The organism is Geobacillus subterraneus, assembly GCF_001618685.1.
Lineage (GTDB): Bacteria > Bacillota > Bacilli > Bacillales > Anoxybacillaceae > Geobacillus > Geobacillus subterraneus.
Genome location: NZ_CP014342.1, coordinates 1,986,096 through 2,001,428, shown reverse-complemented (window position 1 = coordinate 2,001,428; position 15,333 = coordinate 1,986,096). Strand labels below are relative to the sequence as shown.

Below are 15,333 nucleotides of genomic sequence, written 5' to 3'. Positions count from 1 at the left end.
TTATTTACAACTTGTGCTGTTCTATAATAAGATAAAGTCGTGCCGAACTTTATGGGGATTGGGAGAATTCATGCTATTTTTTCGACTTTTGTGCGAAAAAATAGTATAGTATTATTATGAAGTGAAGGGGGTTATACATATGGCGAAACAAGATGTGTTCAACGCCCGCTCTTCATTCGAAGTCAACGGTAAAAAATACAATTATTACCGTTTGCAAGCGCTTGAAGAAGCGGGCATCGGCCAGGTGAGCCGCCTGCCGTACTCGATCAAAGTATTGCTTGAATCGGTGCTCCGCCAAGTCGACGGCCGCGTCATCACGAAAGAGCACGTCGAAAACTTGGCGAAATGGGGAACGCCGGAAATGAAAGACATCGACGTGCCGTTTAAGCCGTCGCGCGTCATTTTGCAAGACTTCACCGGCGTGCCGGCTGTCGTCGATTTGGCTTCGATGCGCAAAGCGATGGCCGATTTGGGAGGCGATCCGTACGAAATCAACCCGGAAATTCCGGTCGATCTCGTCATCGACCACTCGGTGCAAGTCGACCGCTACGGGTCAGACGATGCGCTGGAGTACAACATGGATTTGGAATTCAAACGGAACGCCGAACGGTACAAGTTTTTGAAATGGGCGCAAAAAGCGTTTAACAACTATCGTGCCGTTCCGCCGGCAACGGGGATCGTCCACCAAGTGAACTTGGAATATTTGGCAAGCGTCGTTCACGCGGTCGAAGGGGAGAACGGCGAGTACGAAGCGTTCCCGGATACGCTTGTCGGCACGGACTCGCATACGACGATGATCAACGGCCTCGGCGTCCTCGGTTGGGGAGTCGGCGGCATTGAAGCGGAAGCCGGCATGCTCGGCCAACCGTCGTACTTCCCGGTGCCGGAAGTCATCGGCGTCCGCCTGACAGGCAAGCTGCCGGACGGAGCGACGGCCACCGACTTGGCGCTTAAGGTGACGCAAGTGCTCCGGAAAAAAGGCGTCGTCGGCAAATTCGTTGAATTTTTCGGACCAGGAGTGGCGACTTTGCCGCTTGCCGACCGGGCGACGATTGCCAACATGGCGCCGGAATACGGGGCAACGTGCGGCTTCTTCCCGGTCGACGCTGAAGCGCTTGACTATTTGCGCTTGACCGGCCGCGACGAACATCACGTTCAAGTCGTCGAAGCGTATTGCAAAGCGAACGGTTTGTTCTACACGCCGGATGCACCGGAGCCGGTGTTTACGGATGTTGTGGAAATCAACTTGTCGGAAATTGAAACGAACTTGTCTGGCCCGAAACGGCCGCAAGACTTGATTCCGCTCTCGAAAATGAAACAGTCGTTCCGCGACGCGGTGAAAGCGCCGCAAGGCAACCAAGGCTTTGGCTTGACGGAAGCGGACTTGGAGCGGGAAATTACGGTCGAGCTGAACGGCGAACAAGTGAAATTAAAAACAGGTGCCGTCGTCATCGCGGCGATCACAAGCTGTACGAATACGTCGAACCCGTACGTCCTTGTGGCGGCTGGCTTGGTGGCGAAAAAAGCGGTGGAAAACGGCCTCACGGTGCCGAAATACGTCAAAACGTCGCTCGCGCCGGGCTCGAAAGTCGTCACCGGCTATTTGCGCGACTCGGGCTTGCTTCCGTATCTCCAGCAGCTTGGGTTCAACGTCGTCGGCTACGGATGCACGACATGTATCGGCAACTCCGGCCCGCTTGCGCCAGAGCTGGAAAAAGCGCTTGCTGAAAGCGATTTGCTTGTCACAAGCGTCCTGTCCGGCAACCGGAACTTTGAAGGCCGCATCCATCCGCTGGTGAAAGGCAACTATTTGGCGTCGCCGCCGCTTGTCGTCGCCTATGCGCTTGCCGGCACGGTCGATATTGATTTGCTGAACGAGCCGATCGGCAAAGGAAAAGACGGCAATGACGTTTACTTCCGCGACATTTGGCCGTCGATGGAAGAAGTGAAAGACGTCGTCAAACGGGCGGTCGATCCGGAACTGTTCCGCAAAGAATATGAGCGCGTGTTCGACGGCAATCCGCGCTGGAACGCCATCGAAACGACGGACGAGCCGCTCTACCAATGGGACGAAAACTCGACGTACATCCAAAATCCGCCGTTCTTTGAAGGGCTGTCTCCGGATGTGCGCAAAGTCGAGCCGCTTACCGGCTTGCGCGTCGTCGGCAAGTTCGGCGACTCGGTCACGACCGATCACATTTCCCCGGCCGGCTCGATCGGGAAAAACACGCCGGCAGGCCAATATTTGATTTCGAAAGGCGTCGAGCCGAAAGACTTCAACTCATACGGTTCGCGGCGCGGCAACCATGAAGTGATGATGCGCGGCACGTTTGCCAACATCCGCATCCGCAACCAAATCGCGCCGGGCACGGAAGGCGGCTACACGACGTACTGGCCGACGGGTGAAGTGATGTCGATTTATGACGCGTGCATGAAATATAAACAGGACGGCACCGGGCTTGTCGTCGTTGCCGGCAAAGACTACGGCATGGGCAGCTCGCGCGACTGGGCGGCGAAAGGAACATTCTTGCTCGGCATCAAGACGGTCATCGCCGAAAGCTTTGAGCGCATCCACCGCTCGAACCTCGTCTTGATGGGCGTCTTGCCGCTTCAATTCAAAGAAGGCGAAAACGCAGAAACGCTCGGCTTAACGGGCAAAGAAGTGTTCGAAGTCCAGATCGATGAGAGCGTCAAACCGCGCGACCTCGTCAAAGTGACGGCGACAAACCCAGAGACGGGCGAGAAAAAAGAGTTTGAAGTGATCGTCCGCTTCGACAGTGAAGTGGAAATCGATTACTATCGCCATGGCGGCATTTTGCAAATGGTGCTGCGCGAAAAACTGGCGAAGGTGAAGCAATAACTATAAAAAGCAGGCTTCCGCACCGGGAAGCCTGCTTTATTTTGTGTTGAGCTTTTTCGCCGCGTTTTCGAGCTTGCTTTTCGGGTCCGGAGTAAGCGTTCCGTCTTGGCCGAAGCCTTGCGGGTTGACGCCCGGCGCCTTCGTGCCGCGATTGCGGCCGCCGTTTTTCGCCATCGTTTTCACCTCCACTTGGATAGTATGGCCGGTCTAGGTGAAAATATAAGCAAAGCACGGCCGGCAAAGGAGGGAAGAGTGATGAACAAAGGGTTAAAAACGGCGCTCGCAACGATCGCGCTGGCACAGTTTTTAAAGATCCCGATCAAACAGCTTGAGACAGGCCGGTGGAATTGGCGGTTGTTTTTCGAAACAGGGGGAATGCCGAGCTCCCACTCCGCCGGCGTTTCGGCGTTGGCGACGTTTATCGCGTTAGAGCGGGGGATGCGGACGATTGATTTTGCGCTCGCCGCGCTGTTCGGATTGATCGTCATGTACGATGCGCAAGGAGTGCGGCGCCAGGCGGGCGAACTCGCCTTGCGCCTGAACGAGCTTGCCGAAGAGGTGAAAAAGCTCGAAGACGATCCGCAACAGGCCGTATACAAAAAACGGCAGCAACAGCTCCGCGCCCGCCTCGGCCACGAGCCGATCGAAGTCGTCGGCGGGGTGCTTCTTGGGATCGTGACTGGCGCTGTTTCCCATTGGACGTGCCGCCGCCGGCGAAAGGCTAGACGATGAAGCGAATGAGGCATTGGCGCTTCGGGAGGATGAGATGGACCGGACAATGAAGCTGCATTATGCCATTTCTTAATTTGGAAAGCAGGATGGACGCCATGTTTCTTTTTCCCTTAGAAAAACGTGTTTTTCACCGTCTTTCGGGAAGGCCGGCAAGTGAACGAGCAAGGAAGCGCCGTCCTTTCGTTTTTCAAGCGGAGAAACGTTGCAGACGTGGATCGGTTCGCTGCTGGGATGATGGACAGTGACGCCCAATGCGAAAAAAGCTGTCCCGCCTTTCATGCAGGACAGCTTTTGTTGCTATGAGGAGATGTTCCGTTTTTCCCGCCACCGTTTCCCCCATAAGCGTGCACTTGGAAGTTCAGAGAGGATCATGCCGGCCAAAATGGCGATGCCGCCGAGCCAAGCAGACGGCGACAGCCGCTCGCCGGCCCAAAGATAGGCGGTCAGAGCAGCGAACACCGGCTCCGTAGCGAAAATGAGCGCCACGCGGGTTGGCGTCGTATATTTTTGCACCTTTGTCTGGATGAAAAAGGCGGCTGTCGTCGCCAATAGCGAGGTGATCGCGAGCGCCCCCCACACTTCCGGACGGCGGAGCACCGCCGTGTTCCACATGTTTGTCGCCTCCTCAAACCAAAAAGCAAAGATGAAACAGAGGACAGCGACGGTAAAAATTTGCACCATCGTTAACAGCAATGTCGAATAACGTGACGAATATTGACCGGTGATAAGAATGTGCATGGCAAAGGAAATGGCGCAAAAGAAGACGAAGACGTCGCCGCGGTTGAATGACAGCTCGGCTCCGCCCGTCAGCCAATATAAACCGAAGGCGGCGAGCACCGCTCCGACAGCTGCATTTGCGGTCGGTTTTTGCTTTAGCATCAAAAACGAAAACAGCGGCACGAGCACGACGCTCAGCCCGGTAATAAAGCCTGCTTTCGAGGAAGTTGTATACAAAAGCCCGACCGTTTGGAACGCATAGCCGCTAAACAACCACAGCCCCATCCAAGCCCCGGCGCCGACGATCCGCCATGATAACTGGCCGAGCAGCGGGCGGGAAACGATGACCGTCCATGCGAACAAGGACAAGCCGGCCAAACTGAAGCGGACGGCGTTAAACGATAACGGCTCTAAAAAGGAAATGGCGTTTTGGACGACGACAAACGTCGCCCCCCAGACGAACGCCACCGCCAGCAAACTAAGATCGGCGACGGTTTGCTGCTTCAATTCGATTCCTCCTTGTTTGTCTGTTCACGTCGAGCCATTTGATCGGCTGCTAGCCGCTAGTGTATCATAAATGCGCCGAAAAAAACATACTTTTTTGGAAAAAGGGTGGGCGGCAGCACAAAACGGTTGATACAACCGTTCATCGTGCATAAAAATAGGTAATGAACAAGGGCGGAAGTGTGGTAAAATAAAAATCAGCTTCGATCATCGCAACGCGGAAGGGTGACGACCGTTGGATGTGCAAATCCATTGGACATATATCACGCCGAAAAAGCAAGAAACCGTTCTCGTATCAGATTGGATCGATGCCCAAGAGTCGCTTCGGTTGGCTGACGATTTTGAAAAAACCGGGCGGACGAAGGCGCTTGAGTTCGTCGACCGAAATGGGACCGCGTGGTCGAAAAAAGAGCTCGAGAAGCTGCTGAAGGAAATCGAAAGCGAGCCGCATGACGTCGTAGCGTATTTTGATGGCGGGTTTGACCATGAGACGGCTCAAGGCGGCGTCGGCGCGGTCGTGTATTATAAGCAAAATGACCACCGCTACCGGCTGCGCGCCAACCGCCAGCTCGGCGAAATCAAGTCGAACAACGAAGCGGAATATGCGGCGTTTTGGTTTGTGATGCAGCTGCTTGAGGAGCTTGGCGTCCGCCATTTGCCAGTGACGTTCCGCGGCGACTCTCATGTTGTGTTAAAACAGCTGTCAGGCGACTGGCCGTGTTTGGAAGACGATTATAACGCTTGGCTTGACCGCATTGAAGCAAAAATGCGCGACCTTGGCATTCAGCCGGCGTATGAGCCGATTTCGCGCAAGCAAAATAAAGAGGCGGATTCGCTCGCGCGCCAAGCGCTCGACGGACAGCTGATCACGAGCCGAATGGAATTGACGGAGAAAGGGTAAGGGTCGATGGGAAAGAAGCGAAACCGACGGAAAGAAATATTGGACCAAATCGCTTGGCTGGAGGAAACGTACTGCGATGGCTGCTTTTTAAAAAGCACGTTCCGGAAAGAGTACGGCAAAACGTACGCCCAATCGTTTTGCATCCAGCAATGCACGGTCGGGGAACAAATGCGGCAGTACGGGGAGATGCTGCTTTCCGCACCGCCGCGGCCGCGCCAATGACAGGCGATGGGAACAGGCGGTGTTTCTCTTACGCGGTTTGTGCGGCCGATGGGGGGCAACCGGCGTTTTTGCGCGTCTAGAAGAGCGGTGATTTAGCCGATCATACGGTGTCAAACGACGTTTCACTGTTGTAAATAGCGGAAGCTTTCCAAAACGATTCATGTTGAGGAAACAGTGATTTTCACCGATCTTCTAGAAGACCGGTGATGAAAGGAGCAGGTTGCTTCACCGCCTTGTTTCTCAAATGGAGAAACCTTGTGACATCAGCTTCTCGTTTCACGTCATCCGGCGTCCGCTAGGGGCGGTCGCTGTTTTTCCCCAGCCTTCTAGGGGCGGCAGGCGGCGGGGATGGCGCGGCAGCGTAGCGAAAAGCGCTTCGCCCGGCGGGCGAAGCGGGGGAAGTGCGCCCGAAGAGGCCGGCAGCAAAAAGAGCTTCGCCTCGCGAAGCTCCGACCGACCCGGGTTATTGTTGCGCCTCGCGAAGCTGGTGCTCAGCGCGGGTCAACTTTTGTTCGCATCGGGCAAGAACGTCGTCGTCCACGCCGGTCGCTTCCTGCCGGGCGCGGGCAAGCTGGCGGCGGGCGTTTTCGATCGCTTGTTCCGCGTGGTCAAGCATTTCCGGATCAAGCTGCATTGTCGCCTGACCGACCATTTTTTCTGCCGTCTCGACGAACATTTCCACTTGTCTTAAATCGTTGTACCCTGTATGTACGTCGGCATCGCGTTTTGCCATATGAACACCTCCCTTTGCTATTGTTTGCCTCTTGACTGAATCTATGCATTGAAATGGAAAAAGGCACCTTGACTAAGGTGCCTTTTGTTTCCGCTCCCGTTCTTTCGTCTATGTCAACGAAGCCTTATAATTTGACAACGTTCGCTGCTTGCGGTCCGCGGTTTCCTTGTACGATTTCAAACGAAACTTCTTGGCCTTCTTCTAACGTTTTGAACCCTTCACCTTGGATTGCCGTGAAGTGAACGAATACGTCCGAACCGCCTTCCACTTCGATAAAACCGTAGCCTTTTTCGTTGTTAAACCATTTTACTTTACCACGTTGCATAATACTGAATTCCTCCTAATACCTTTAGCCAGCTTGGCTAACCTCAAGATTTTTATCAAATAACAAAATATACTCCACAGCAATCCAAGAAGCGTATTCGTGCTGAATGCCTGAAATATATTCTGTTATGTGATGACTTTACTATACACTACCGAAGGTTACCGCGTCAAGCAAAAGAAAGGAAATTTCCGAAAAAAGTGGCTTGCCCGTCTAAAAAACGCCGCATGGAAAAGGAAAACGGGCGGCTGAAGGAGAAAAAAGTCATGAACGGCCGAAAAAAACCATACATTGGAATAGGAATGACAAAAAGGGGGAGAAGCGGATGTACCGCGGAAAAATCGCGGGCCAAGAAGTGATCGTCCGGCTGGGCAACCGGGTGAGCCGCCGTTATTTCAGCGACAATAAAATTTACCACATGGTTCTTTCGTACGGGGAATCAGCGTTCCGCAAAGGGCAGGACACGTTTTGCATCTACAACGATCGCGTCGGCTTGATTGTCGCGGAAGTCGAGCAACAAGACGTCCCGGTCATCCGGATCGACTACATTATCGAGAACGAAAATGTGTACGAATAATCAATTGACAGCGGAAGGCGAATGCGGTAATCTCGAATGTAAGCGGTAACAAAACAAGCCGCATTCGTCCCTGCTTCTCCCAGGGGCAGACGTGCCGCGAGAGCATCGTCTGTTTCTTTTTTGGCTCGCGTTGAAACAGGCGGCTTCGTTTTTTCGTATGATGATATGACAAGAGAGACAAAGAGGTGACTACGGTGTTATTGCGCAAAATGATGTCAAAAGTCGGAGTCGGGTCGGCGCACGTCGACTTGATCTTAAATAAATCGTTATGGCGCCAAGGAGAAGTGATTCAAGGGATCGTCCACATTTACGGCGGAACGGTGGAACAAAGGATCGAGCGGCTCGACGTCGAGCTTGTGCAAAAAACGATCGAAAACGGCAAGGAGCGCGATGCGGTCGTGGCTGTCATCCCGGCGGCCGGAGCGTTCGCGATCAAGCCGAGCGAGAAAAAGGAAATCCCGTTTTCCTACACGATTCCGGAAACCTTGCCGCCATCGCGCCCGGGCCGGTCGTACCGGTTCATCACCCGCCTTCATATCGAAGACGCGGTCGATACGCTCGACTTCGACTATGTGCAAATTTTGCCGAAAAAATAGGTTGACAACGCTTACACATTTGCGCTATGCTAGAGACAAGTTAATGAGTTTGTGGCGGAGAAACGGAGACCCACACATGTTCCCTTGTTAGGGGGAAGTGTGTGGGTTTTTTGTTTTTCGCCCAACAGGCATCCTTCCGGAAGGTCCGCCGAAGCAGGAAATAAAAGAAGAAACCGCGAATGAAAAGGAGGAAGCGAGCAAATGTCACCATTTTTAGGAGAACTCGTCGGCACGGCGCTGCTTATCATTTTCGGAGCTGGGGTGTGCGCCGGCGTGAACTTAAAGAAATCGTATGCCGCAAATTCCGGCTGGATCGTCATTACGATGGGATGGGGGCTGGCGGTGGCGGTGGCCGCTTATGCGGTCGGAAAGTACAGCGGCGCCCATCTCAATCCGGCGCTGACGGTGGCGTTAGCGTTGAGCGGCGACTTCCCATGGGGAGATGTACCGATGTACGTCATTGCCCAAGTGCTTGGGGCGATGGCCGGTGCGACGGTTGTTTATCTTCACTATTGGCCGCATTGGAAGGAAACGGATGATCCAGCAGTGAAACTCGGTGTGTTTGCGACCGGACCGGCCGTGCCGAATCCGGCAGCCAATTTGTTGAGTGAAATCATCGGCACATTTGTGCTCGTGCTGGCCATTTTGGCCATTGGCGCCAACCGATTCGCCGATGGACTCAATCCGTTTGTTGTTGGTTTTTTGATTGTGGCGATTGGGCTGTCGCTCGGCGGTACGACCGGATATGCCATTAATCCGGCGCGAGACTTTGGGCCGCGGTTAGCTCACTTTTTGCTGCCGATTCCGGGAAAAGGGTCGTCGAACTGGTCGTATGCATGGGTGCCGATTGTCGGGCCGCTGCTTGGCGGCGCGTTAGGCAGCTTGGTGTATAAAGCGCTGTTTTTAGGCAAGGCAAGCCCGGCGCTATGGGGAGCGCTCATTGCCGCGGCGGCGGTGCTGGCTGGGGTCGGCATGGTTCATCGAAAAGAGAGGGAATCAGCTGCAGCGGAACGCCGTTCGACCTGACAGAACGTCCGGCGTTGGAGGAGGAGCTGCTAGGCAGAAAAATCGAACAAGAGAGGGGAATGTTCATGACAGACCAATACATTTTATCCATTGACCAAGGTACAACGAGCTCGCGCGCCATTTTGTTCAACCGAAATGGGGAAATTGTCCATATGGCGCAAAAAGAGTTCACTCAATATTTCCCACAGCCCGGCTGGGTCGAGCATAACGCGAACGAAATTTGGGGATCGGTGCTTGCGGTCATTGCCAGCGTCTTGTCCGAGGCGCAAGTGAAGCCGGAACAAGTGGCGGCGATCGGCATTACGAACCAGCGGGAAACGACGGTTGTCTGGGAAAAAGAGAGCGGCAACCCGATTTACAACGCCATCGTTTGGCAATCGCGGCAGACAGCTGATATTTGCGACGAGTTGAAAGCAAAAGGGTATGATCCGCTGTTTCGCGAAAAAACGGGACTGCTCATTGACGCTTATTTTTCGGGAACGAAAGTGAAATGGATTTTGGATCATGTCGAGGGGGCGCGCGAACGGGCGGAGCGCGGCGAGCTGCTGTTTGGCACGATCGACACGTGGCTCATTTGGAAGTTATCCGGCGGCCGCGCCCATGTGACCGACTACTCGAACGCATCGCGCACTTTGATGTTCAACATTCATACGCTCGAATGGGATGACGAACTGCTTGCAATTTTAAACGTGCCCAAGGCGATGCTTCCTGAGGTGCGCCCGTCCTCGGAAGTATACGCGAAAACGGTTCCGTATCATTTCTTCGGCGTGGAGGTGCCGATCGCGGGAGCCGCGGGCGACCAGCAGGCGGCTTTGTTCGGTCAGGCGTGCTTTACGGAAGGGATGGCGAAAAATACGTACGGCACCGGCTGCTTTATGTTGATGAATACGGGAGAAAAAGCGGTCCAATCGAAACACGGGCTGCTGACGACGATCGCCTGGGGCATCGATGGCAAAGTCGAATATGCGCTTGAAGGCAGCATCTTTGTCGCCGGTTCGGCCATTCAATGGCTGCGCGACGGCTTGCGGATGATCAAAACGGCGGCCGACAGCGAGACGTACGCGGAAAAAGTCGAGTCAACGGATGGGGTGTACGTCGTCCCGGCGTTCGTCGGCCTCGGCACGCCGTATTGGGACAGCGAGGTGCGCGGGGCGGTGTTCGGCCTCACGCGCGGCACGACGAAAGAGCATTTCATCCGCGCGACATTGGAATCGCTCGCTTACCAGACAAAAGACGTGCTCGCCGCCATGGAAGCGGATGCCGGCCTCCCGCTGACGACATTGCGCGTCGACGGCGGGGCGGTGAAAAACAACTTATTGATGCAGTTTCAAAGCGATTTGCTCGCTGTGCCGGTTGAGCGGCCGATCATTAACGAGACGACGGCGCTCGGAGCGGCGTATTTGGCCGGGCTGGCGGTCGGCTATTGGGACAGCCGCGAAAACATTGCCGCTCAGTGGCAGCTCGAACGCCGCTTTGAGCCGAAGATGGACGACGCTAAGCGGACCGCGCTCTATGAAGGATGGAAAAAAGCGGTGCGGGCGGCGATGGCGTTTAAATAACAAGGGAAGACGGATGCCCTTCGCTAAGGGTGTCCGTTTTTTTGTGGCTGAAACGAGAGGCGCAGTTGCCAGTTTGGCAGCGGAAATCGGTTCTAATGCAAGCCCTCACAAGCTTCGATTTATTAGCGGGCGGCACGAAAAACGAGAGAAAGCCACTATCCTATTTCCTAAAACTATGTGCTAAATGCTCAAACAAAATGAAACACAACAGCTGCGAAGAAACGAAACGGCCTGTCGTCTCGTCTATGTCTCAGCGTCAAACAGTCAACATCGCAAAGGTTGAAGTAGACAGAATAAACAAAAAAGTTGTTGCCTTTGCCCACTTATGGTAACATAAGAGGTAAATTACATACGTCTTATCAAGAGTGGGCGAGAGAACGGGCTTGATGACCCCACAGCAACCTGCCGCTGGCAAGGTGCTAACACCCGCAAAGCGATGTCGCTTTGGATGATAAGAACGGCTATCCCCTTTCGCATCATTCCGAGGCGGAAGGGGGTTTTTTATTGAAAGGGAGGTGAGGGGGAAGCAGTGGCGGAACGACTGTCGCTGCGCGCTTGCATGGCGGCGCATTTGCCGGCGGCGACGTTTGCTGTTCATGTCATGCGCTGCGTGCGGACGGAGCTCATCCGGTTCGATCGGCAGGCGGTGGTGCATATCGACCGCGGGGACGGCTATATCCACTTGTATGGGGAAGCGCAAGGAGCGATGTTTTCCATCGTGCTGACGAACGATGAGGCGGAGGAATGGAAAGCGGAAGGACCGTATGCTCTTGACCGCTATGTATGGATGGAGCTAGGAAAAAAGGACATTTTCCCACCACGAATGACCCCGTATTTGCGGGCTGTGTTTTCCATTGAATCATAGAAAGGAAGAACAACGAATGGCAGTCAAAAAATTTGAACACGTTGGCATCCAGGTGAAAGATATTGAAACATCAAAAGCATTTTATCAAAACGTCGTCGGCCTCGAGCTGCTCAGCGAGATGATCCATACAAACGGGACGATGAAACTGGCGTTTTTAGGGCTTGACGGACAGATCATCGTCGAGCTGATTGAAGGATACAATCCGAATTTGCCGACGGAAGGAAAAGTGCATCATGTTGCCTTTACAGTCGAAGGCATTGAGCAGGAGAAAGAGCGGCTCGTGTCGCTTGGCGTCCCGCTCGTTTGGGAGGACATTACGGAGCTTCCGAACGGGGCGAAATATTTGTTTTTCCTCGGCCCGGACGGGGAATGGATCGAATTTTACGAGCCGGAACGATAAGAAGAATGAAAACAGGCGGCCTGCGATTTCGGCCGCCTGTCGCCATCGATCGGGCTTTGGGCGCCAGAGCGTGGCTGGCGCCTCCTTCTATTTTCTTGCCTTGACCGCACGCCGAGCGGTGGCATAGGTCTGTCAGCTTCGCTTTGTACGGATGGCGGTCCGTGTGTGTTAGGGCTGACATTCGGGAACGATTCCCGATGGAGCAGCTTCGTTGTTCACGACGCTCATTGTGGCATGGACAGCAACTTTGGGGCGAAAAGTGCGCTTTAGGGGTCGAGGCCTTTCCGATTGGATGATATACTAGAAAAAGAGGGGAGGAGATTTCGTGGAAGAAACGATCGTTCACGCTATTCAAGACGACTATCCGGATGAATTCGCTTGGTGCTATGGCTGTGGCCGTTTGAACGAGCACGGCCACCATTTCCGCACCGGATGGCAAGGGGACAAGACGGTGACCGTATACACGCCGCGCCCCGAACATACAGCCATCCCTGGATTTGTGTATGGCGGGCTGATCGCCTCGCTCATCGACTGCCACGGCACCGGTTCAGCGGCGCTGGCGCTGCACCGGAAAAACGGCCATGAGCCGGGCAGCGGGGAAGCGCCACCGCGCTTTGTCACCGCTTCATTGCATGTTGATTTTCTCAAACCGACGCCGCACGGGGTGCCGCTTGTGGCCGTCGGCACAGTGACGGAAATTCATCCGAAAAAATGGCAAGTTGACACCGAAGTGTTCGCCAATGGCGAATTATGCGCCCGCGGGCAAGTCATCGCCGTCGTGATGCCGAAAACATTTGTCCGCCCTTAACAAACAGCAAAAAGCGCCGAAAAGCCGCTGTTTTTGTTAGCGCTTTCTTCGGCGCTTTGCCGCTGAGGGCGGTGAAGAATTGAGCGCCCCCTGCAGTTCAGCTCGCGCTGGCGGGCCAAGCCCATCATCCCCCTTGTCATTGTTGGGGTCTAGGAAGGCATGGAACAGTTAAAATAAATTTATAAAATTTCGTAAAACTCTATATACAATTTGCAAAAACTATTATACAAGTTGTGTATAGAGGTGAATACCGTTACAGAAAAACAAACAATATAAAGAAGTTGGAATTCCTTGTTCGAAAGACCTATCGAAGGCTAAAACACATCAGGCACAATTCTATTCATCAAATCACTGCATCTTTGGTGAAAACCAAGCCAGAGTATGTAGTCATGGAGAGCTTAAATACTCATGGAATGCTAAAGAACAGAAAGCTATCGAAAGCCGTCCAAGAACAAACATTCCATGAATTTAAAAGGCAAATGGAATATAAGTGTGCCTGGAATGGGATCAAGTTGATACTTGCCGATCGATTCTTCCCTTCGTCTAAAACTTGCAGCCATTGTGGGGCTGTAAAAGAGAAACTTTCTTTGTCAGAAAGAACGTTTGTATGTGATGAATGTGGAAGTAAAATAGACAGGGATGTGAACGCAAGTAGAAACTTAAAAAAATATGGTGAGTCAATAGCCTAGCACGAAAAGCGGCTATTGACATGTACCCATTCGTTAGTGGGGAATTGAAGCCTTCGGAGCGCCACATCCAACGAGAGTAGCTTTGGCGAAATCGGGTGCGATGAACAAGGAAAGAAACATAAACTTTTATAAAGTTTGATAAAGGCTTTATAAAAGTTTTATAAGTTTTCTGTAACGGAAATCGCGTCCTTCCCGCGAATAAAGTAACACGATACGAAAACAGAAAGGGTGGCACAGCATGAAATCAACCGTCAACTTGCATGACGTCATCGCCGGCCAAAGCGCGCCGCCGCCGTGCGATACAACGCTCGGCGTTCGCTTGACAGAAGCACAAAACGGCTATGCGAAAGGGGGATGGAAGGTAAGTGAATCGCTGCTCAACGGCAACGGCGTCATTATGGGGGGATTTGTCGGCGCAGCTGCGGATATTGTGATGGCGTATGCGGTGACGACCTTGCTTCATGATGATCAAATGCACGCTTCAATCAACTTACAAACGACGTTTCATCGTCCGATGGAAGCCGGGGAGGCGGAAATCGAGGCGCAAGTGGAAAAGTTCGGCCGCACAATCGCCTATGTGACCGCCATCGTGCGGCAAAACGGCAAAGAGGTGGCGAGCGCCACGTCATCTGTACTGATCATGGAAAAACGATGAAACACCGGTCATTCGTGCGAGCGGGACATAGGGGATTCCGAAAGCGGACCAAGCGGCATTTCGAGCAACCCCTCTCCCACCTCTTTCTGACCTTGCAGGAAGGAGAACGGCGAAGCGGCAGCGAAAGAAACAGGTAGCTGATCGTCGAAAGGGGATGATTCGATGTACCAACAACCCGAGAAAAGCCGCTGGACGGGGCGGGTGGACAGTGTGAGCGATGAACGGGCGTTTCGCCTCCACCAGCGCATTCGTTTGTTGGATTTGACGCAGCCGTTGGCGCCGATGGAACAAGCAGCGGCTCTCATCGGCTTTGCCTGCGACGAGGGGGTGCGCCGCAACCAAGGCCGCCAAGGGGCGAAAGAGGCGCCAGCCGCTGTGAAAGCGGCGTTGGGCCGGCTGCCATGGCATCTTCCGCAAGGAGTGTCTGTCTTTGATGCGGGCGATGTCGTTTGCGTGGATAGACGTCTCGAACAAAGCCAAGCTGAACTCGGCAAAGCTGTCTCCCGCCTGCTGCGAAGCGGTGCGGCGCCGGTGGTGATCGGCGGCGGCCATGAGACGGCGTATGGCCATTATTTGGGCGTCCGCGAAGCGTTAGGGACGGATGTCCGCCTTGGCATCATCAACATTGATGCCCATTTCGATTTGCGGCCGTATGATGACGGGCCAACATCCGGGACGATGTTTCGGCAAATTTTGGATGAGGACAAACAGGTGGGGTATTGCTGCTTAGGGATTCAGAAGCTCGGCAACACGGCGGCGCTGTTTGCGGATGCACAGCGGTATGGATGCGAGTACATGTTGGAAGAACAGCTGACTGCAGGGCCGATGGAGGCGGCTTATGAACAGATCGAACGATTTGCCTCAACGTATGACGGTGTGATGTTGACCATTTGCATGGACGCCATCAGCGCTGCCGCCGCGCCGGGGGTGAGCGCGCCGTCGCCGTTTGGGCTCGCGCCGTCGCTGGTGCGCGCGCTCATTCGCCGCATCGTTGCGCATCCGAACACGATCAGCGTTGATCTTTGCGAAGTCAATCCGCTCGTGGATGAAGGCGGAAAAACCGTGGCGCTCGCCGCTGCTTTTTGCCTAGACATCCTTCTTCATTTTCGACGTTTGCAAAGCCGCGTCGAAAACGTTCGATGAACACGTTGCACGAGTCATTCCACA

Annotated in this window: 18 protein-coding genes and 1 riboswitch; of the genes, 14 read left to right on the top strand and 4 right to left on the bottom strand. The window is 53.9% G+C overall.

Going from position 1 to position 15,333, the window contains the following annotated elements:
- Window positions 1-139 precede the first annotated feature (139 nt).
- Window positions 140-2,860: an aconitate hydratase AcnA gene (acnA, locus tag GS3922_RS09780; RefSeq protein ID WP_063166196.1), complete on the top strand. Its 2,721-nt coding sequence runs from the start codon at window positions 140-142 to the stop codon at window positions 2,858-2,860.
- 36 nt (window positions 2,861-2,896) lie between these two features.
- Here acnA and sspL read toward each other — a convergent pair whose 3' ends face one another.
- A complete protein-coding gene (gene sspL, locus GS3922_RS09775) occupies window positions 2,897-3,034 on the bottom strand; it encodes a small, acid-soluble spore protein L (RefSeq protein WP_020959474.1) in 138 nt (45 codons plus the stop codon).
- A gap of 81 nt (window positions 3,035-3,115) precedes the next feature.
- Between sspL and GS3922_RS09770 the strand changes: the two genes are divergently transcribed.
- Complete coding sequence (locus GS3922_RS09770; RefSeq protein WP_063166195.1) at window positions 3,116-3,592, top strand: divergent PAP2 family protein; 477 nt, start codon at window positions 3,116-3,118, stop codon at window positions 3,590-3,592.
- A gap of 297 nt (window positions 3,593-3,889) precedes the next feature.
- Here the strand turns inward: GS3922_RS09770 and GS3922_RS09760 are convergent, their stop codons facing one another.
- Window positions 3,890-4,816: a DMT family transporter gene (locus GS3922_RS09760; RefSeq protein WP_063166193.1), complete on the bottom strand. Its 927-nt coding sequence runs from the start codon at window positions 4,814-4,816 to the stop codon at window positions 3,890-3,892.
- A 232-nt stretch (window positions 4,817-5,048) separates the two neighbouring features.
- On the opposite strand from GS3922_RS09760, the gene GS3922_RS09755 reads away from it, so the two are divergent.
- Both GS3922_RS09755 and GS3922_RS09750 read left to right on the top strand, forming a co-directional pair.
- On the top strand, window positions 5,049-5,714 hold the full coding sequence (locus tag GS3922_RS09755) for a ribonuclease H family protein (RefSeq protein ID WP_063166192.1): 666 nt from the start codon (window positions 5,049-5,051) through the stop codon (window positions 5,712-5,714).
- 6 nt (window positions 5,715-5,720) lie between these two features.
- Complete coding sequence (locus tag GS3922_RS09750) at window positions 5,721-5,936, top strand: zinc-finger domain-containing protein (RefSeq protein ID WP_063166191.1); 216 nt, start codon at window positions 5,721-5,723, stop codon at window positions 5,934-5,936.
- A 463-nt stretch (window positions 5,937-6,399) separates the two neighbouring features.
- Here GS3922_RS09750 and GS3922_RS09745 read toward each other — a convergent pair whose 3' ends face one another.
- Together GS3922_RS09745 and cspD are read right to left on the bottom strand one after the other, a co-directional pair.
- Window positions 6,400-6,669 (bottom strand): DUF2564 family protein, encoded by a 270-nt coding sequence (locus tag GS3922_RS09745; protein ID WP_063166190.1) that lies wholly within the window; start codon window positions 6,667-6,669, stop codon window positions 6,400-6,402.
- 124 nt (window positions 6,670-6,793) lie between these two features.
- Window positions 6,794-6,994, bottom strand: coding sequence for a cold-shock protein CspD (gene cspD, locus GS3922_RS09740; protein WP_003251474.1), 201 nt, complete (start codon window positions 6,992-6,994; stop codon window positions 6,794-6,796).
- A gap of 322 nt (window positions 6,995-7,316) precedes the next feature.
- On the opposite strand from cspD, the gene GS3922_RS09735 reads away from it, so the two are divergent.
- From GS3922_RS09735 to hutG, 10 genes are all read left to right on the top strand, one after another.
- Window positions 7,317-7,568: a hypothetical protein gene (locus GS3922_RS09735; RefSeq protein ID WP_020959480.1), complete on the top strand. Its 252-nt coding sequence runs from the start codon at window positions 7,317-7,319 to the stop codon at window positions 7,566-7,568.
- Window positions 7,569-7,762: 194 nt separating this feature from the next.
- Entirely contained in the window at window positions 7,763-8,164 is a 402-nt protein-coding gene (locus GS3922_RS09730; RefSeq protein ID WP_063166189.1) for a sporulation protein, read from the top strand.
- A gap of 201 nt (window positions 8,165-8,365) precedes the next feature.
- Window positions 8,366-9,190, top strand: a complete 825-nt coding sequence (locus GS3922_RS09725) for an MIP/aquaporin family protein (RefSeq protein ID WP_063166188.1) — start codon at window positions 8,366-8,368, stop codon at window positions 9,188-9,190.
- Between the two features lie 65 nt (window positions 9,191-9,255).
- Window positions 9,256-10,749 (top strand): glycerol kinase GlpK, encoded by a 1,494-nt coding sequence (gene glpK, locus GS3922_RS09720; protein ID WP_063166187.1) that lies wholly within the window; start codon window positions 9,256-9,258, stop codon window positions 10,747-10,749.
- A 353-nt stretch (window positions 10,750-11,102) separates the two neighbouring features.
- A riboswitch (SAM riboswitch) is annotated at window positions 11,103-11,207 on the top strand.
- Window positions 11,208-11,278: 71 nt separating this feature from the next.
- The gene (locus GS3922_RS09710) at window positions 11,279-11,614 is read left to right on the top strand and encodes a hypothetical protein (RefSeq protein ID WP_063166185.1); all 336 of its coding nucleotides are present in this window, start codon (window positions 11,279-11,281) and stop codon (window positions 11,612-11,614) included.
- 16 nt (window positions 11,615-11,630) lie between these two features.
- Window positions 11,631-12,014 carry a VOC family protein gene (locus tag GS3922_RS09705; protein WP_063166184.1) on the top strand — a complete coding sequence of 128 codons (384 nt, stop codon included), beginning with the start codon at window positions 11,631-11,633 and terminating at the stop codon, window positions 12,012-12,014.
- Between the two features lie 325 nt (window positions 12,015-12,339).
- Window positions 12,340-12,822 carry a PaaI family thioesterase gene (locus GS3922_RS09700; RefSeq protein ID WP_063166183.1) on the top strand — a complete coding sequence of 161 codons (483 nt, stop codon included), beginning with the start codon at window positions 12,340-12,342 and terminating at the stop codon, window positions 12,820-12,822.
- A 233-nt stretch (window positions 12,823-13,055) separates the two neighbouring features.
- Window positions 13,056-13,511 (top strand): RNA-guided endonuclease InsQ/TnpB family protein, encoded by a 456-nt coding sequence (locus GS3922_RS17290; RefSeq protein ID WP_225995647.1) that lies wholly within the window; start codon window positions 13,056-13,058, stop codon window positions 13,509-13,511.
- Between the two features lie 238 nt (window positions 13,512-13,749).
- Window positions 13,750-14,166, top strand: coding sequence for a PaaI family thioesterase (locus GS3922_RS09695; RefSeq protein ID WP_063166182.1), 417 nt, complete (start codon window positions 13,750-13,752; stop codon window positions 14,164-14,166).
- A 162-nt stretch (window positions 14,167-14,328) separates the two neighbouring features.
- Complete coding sequence (gene hutG / locus GS3922_RS09690; RefSeq protein WP_063166181.1) at window positions 14,329-15,309, top strand: formimidoylglutamase; 981 nt, start codon at window positions 14,329-14,331, stop codon at window positions 15,307-15,309.
- The last annotated feature ends 24 nt before the right edge of the window (window positions 15,310-15,333 follow it).

Coding starts and splice junctions, on each gene's coding strand:
- acnA (WP_063166196.1), top strand. CDS start 140: ATGGCGAAACAAGATGTGTTCAACGCCCGCTCTTCATTCGAAGTCAAC.
- sspL (WP_020959474.1), bottom strand. CDS start 3,034: ATGGCGAAAAACGGCGGCCGCAATCGCGGCACGAAGGCGCCGGGCGTC.
- GS3922_RS09770 (WP_063166195.1), top strand. CDS start 3,116: ATGAACAAAGGGTTAAAAACGGCGCTCGCAACGATCGCGCTGGCACAG.
- GS3922_RS09750 (WP_063166191.1), top strand. CDS start 5,721: ATGGGAAAGAAGCGAAACCGACGGAAAGAAATATTGGACCAAATCGCT.
- GS3922_RS09745 (WP_063166190.1), bottom strand. CDS start 6,669: ATGGCAAAACGCGATGCCGACGTACATACAGGGTACAACGATTTAAGA.
- cspD (WP_003251474.1), bottom strand. CDS start 6,994: ATGCAACGTGGTAAAGTAAAATGGTTTAACAACGAAAAAGGCTACGGT.
- GS3922_RS09735 (WP_020959480.1), top strand. CDS start 7,317: ATGTACCGCGGAAAAATCGCGGGCCAAGAAGTGATCGTCCGGCTGGGC.
- GS3922_RS09725 (WP_063166188.1), top strand. CDS start 8,366: ATGTCACCATTTTTAGGAGAACTCGTCGGCACGGCGCTGCTTATCATT.
- glpK (WP_063166187.1), top strand. CDS start 9,256: ATGACAGACCAATACATTTTATCCATTGACCAAGGTACAACGAGCTCG.
- GS3922_RS09705 (WP_063166184.1), top strand. CDS start 11,631: ATGGCAGTCAAAAAATTTGAACACGTTGGCATCCAGGTGAAAGATATT.
- GS3922_RS09695 (WP_063166182.1), top strand. CDS start 13,750: ATGAAATCAACCGTCAACTTGCATGACGTCATCGCCGGCCAAAGCGCG.
- hutG (WP_063166181.1), top strand. CDS start 14,329: ATGTACCAACAACCCGAGAAAAGCCGCTGGACGGGGCGGGTGGACAGT.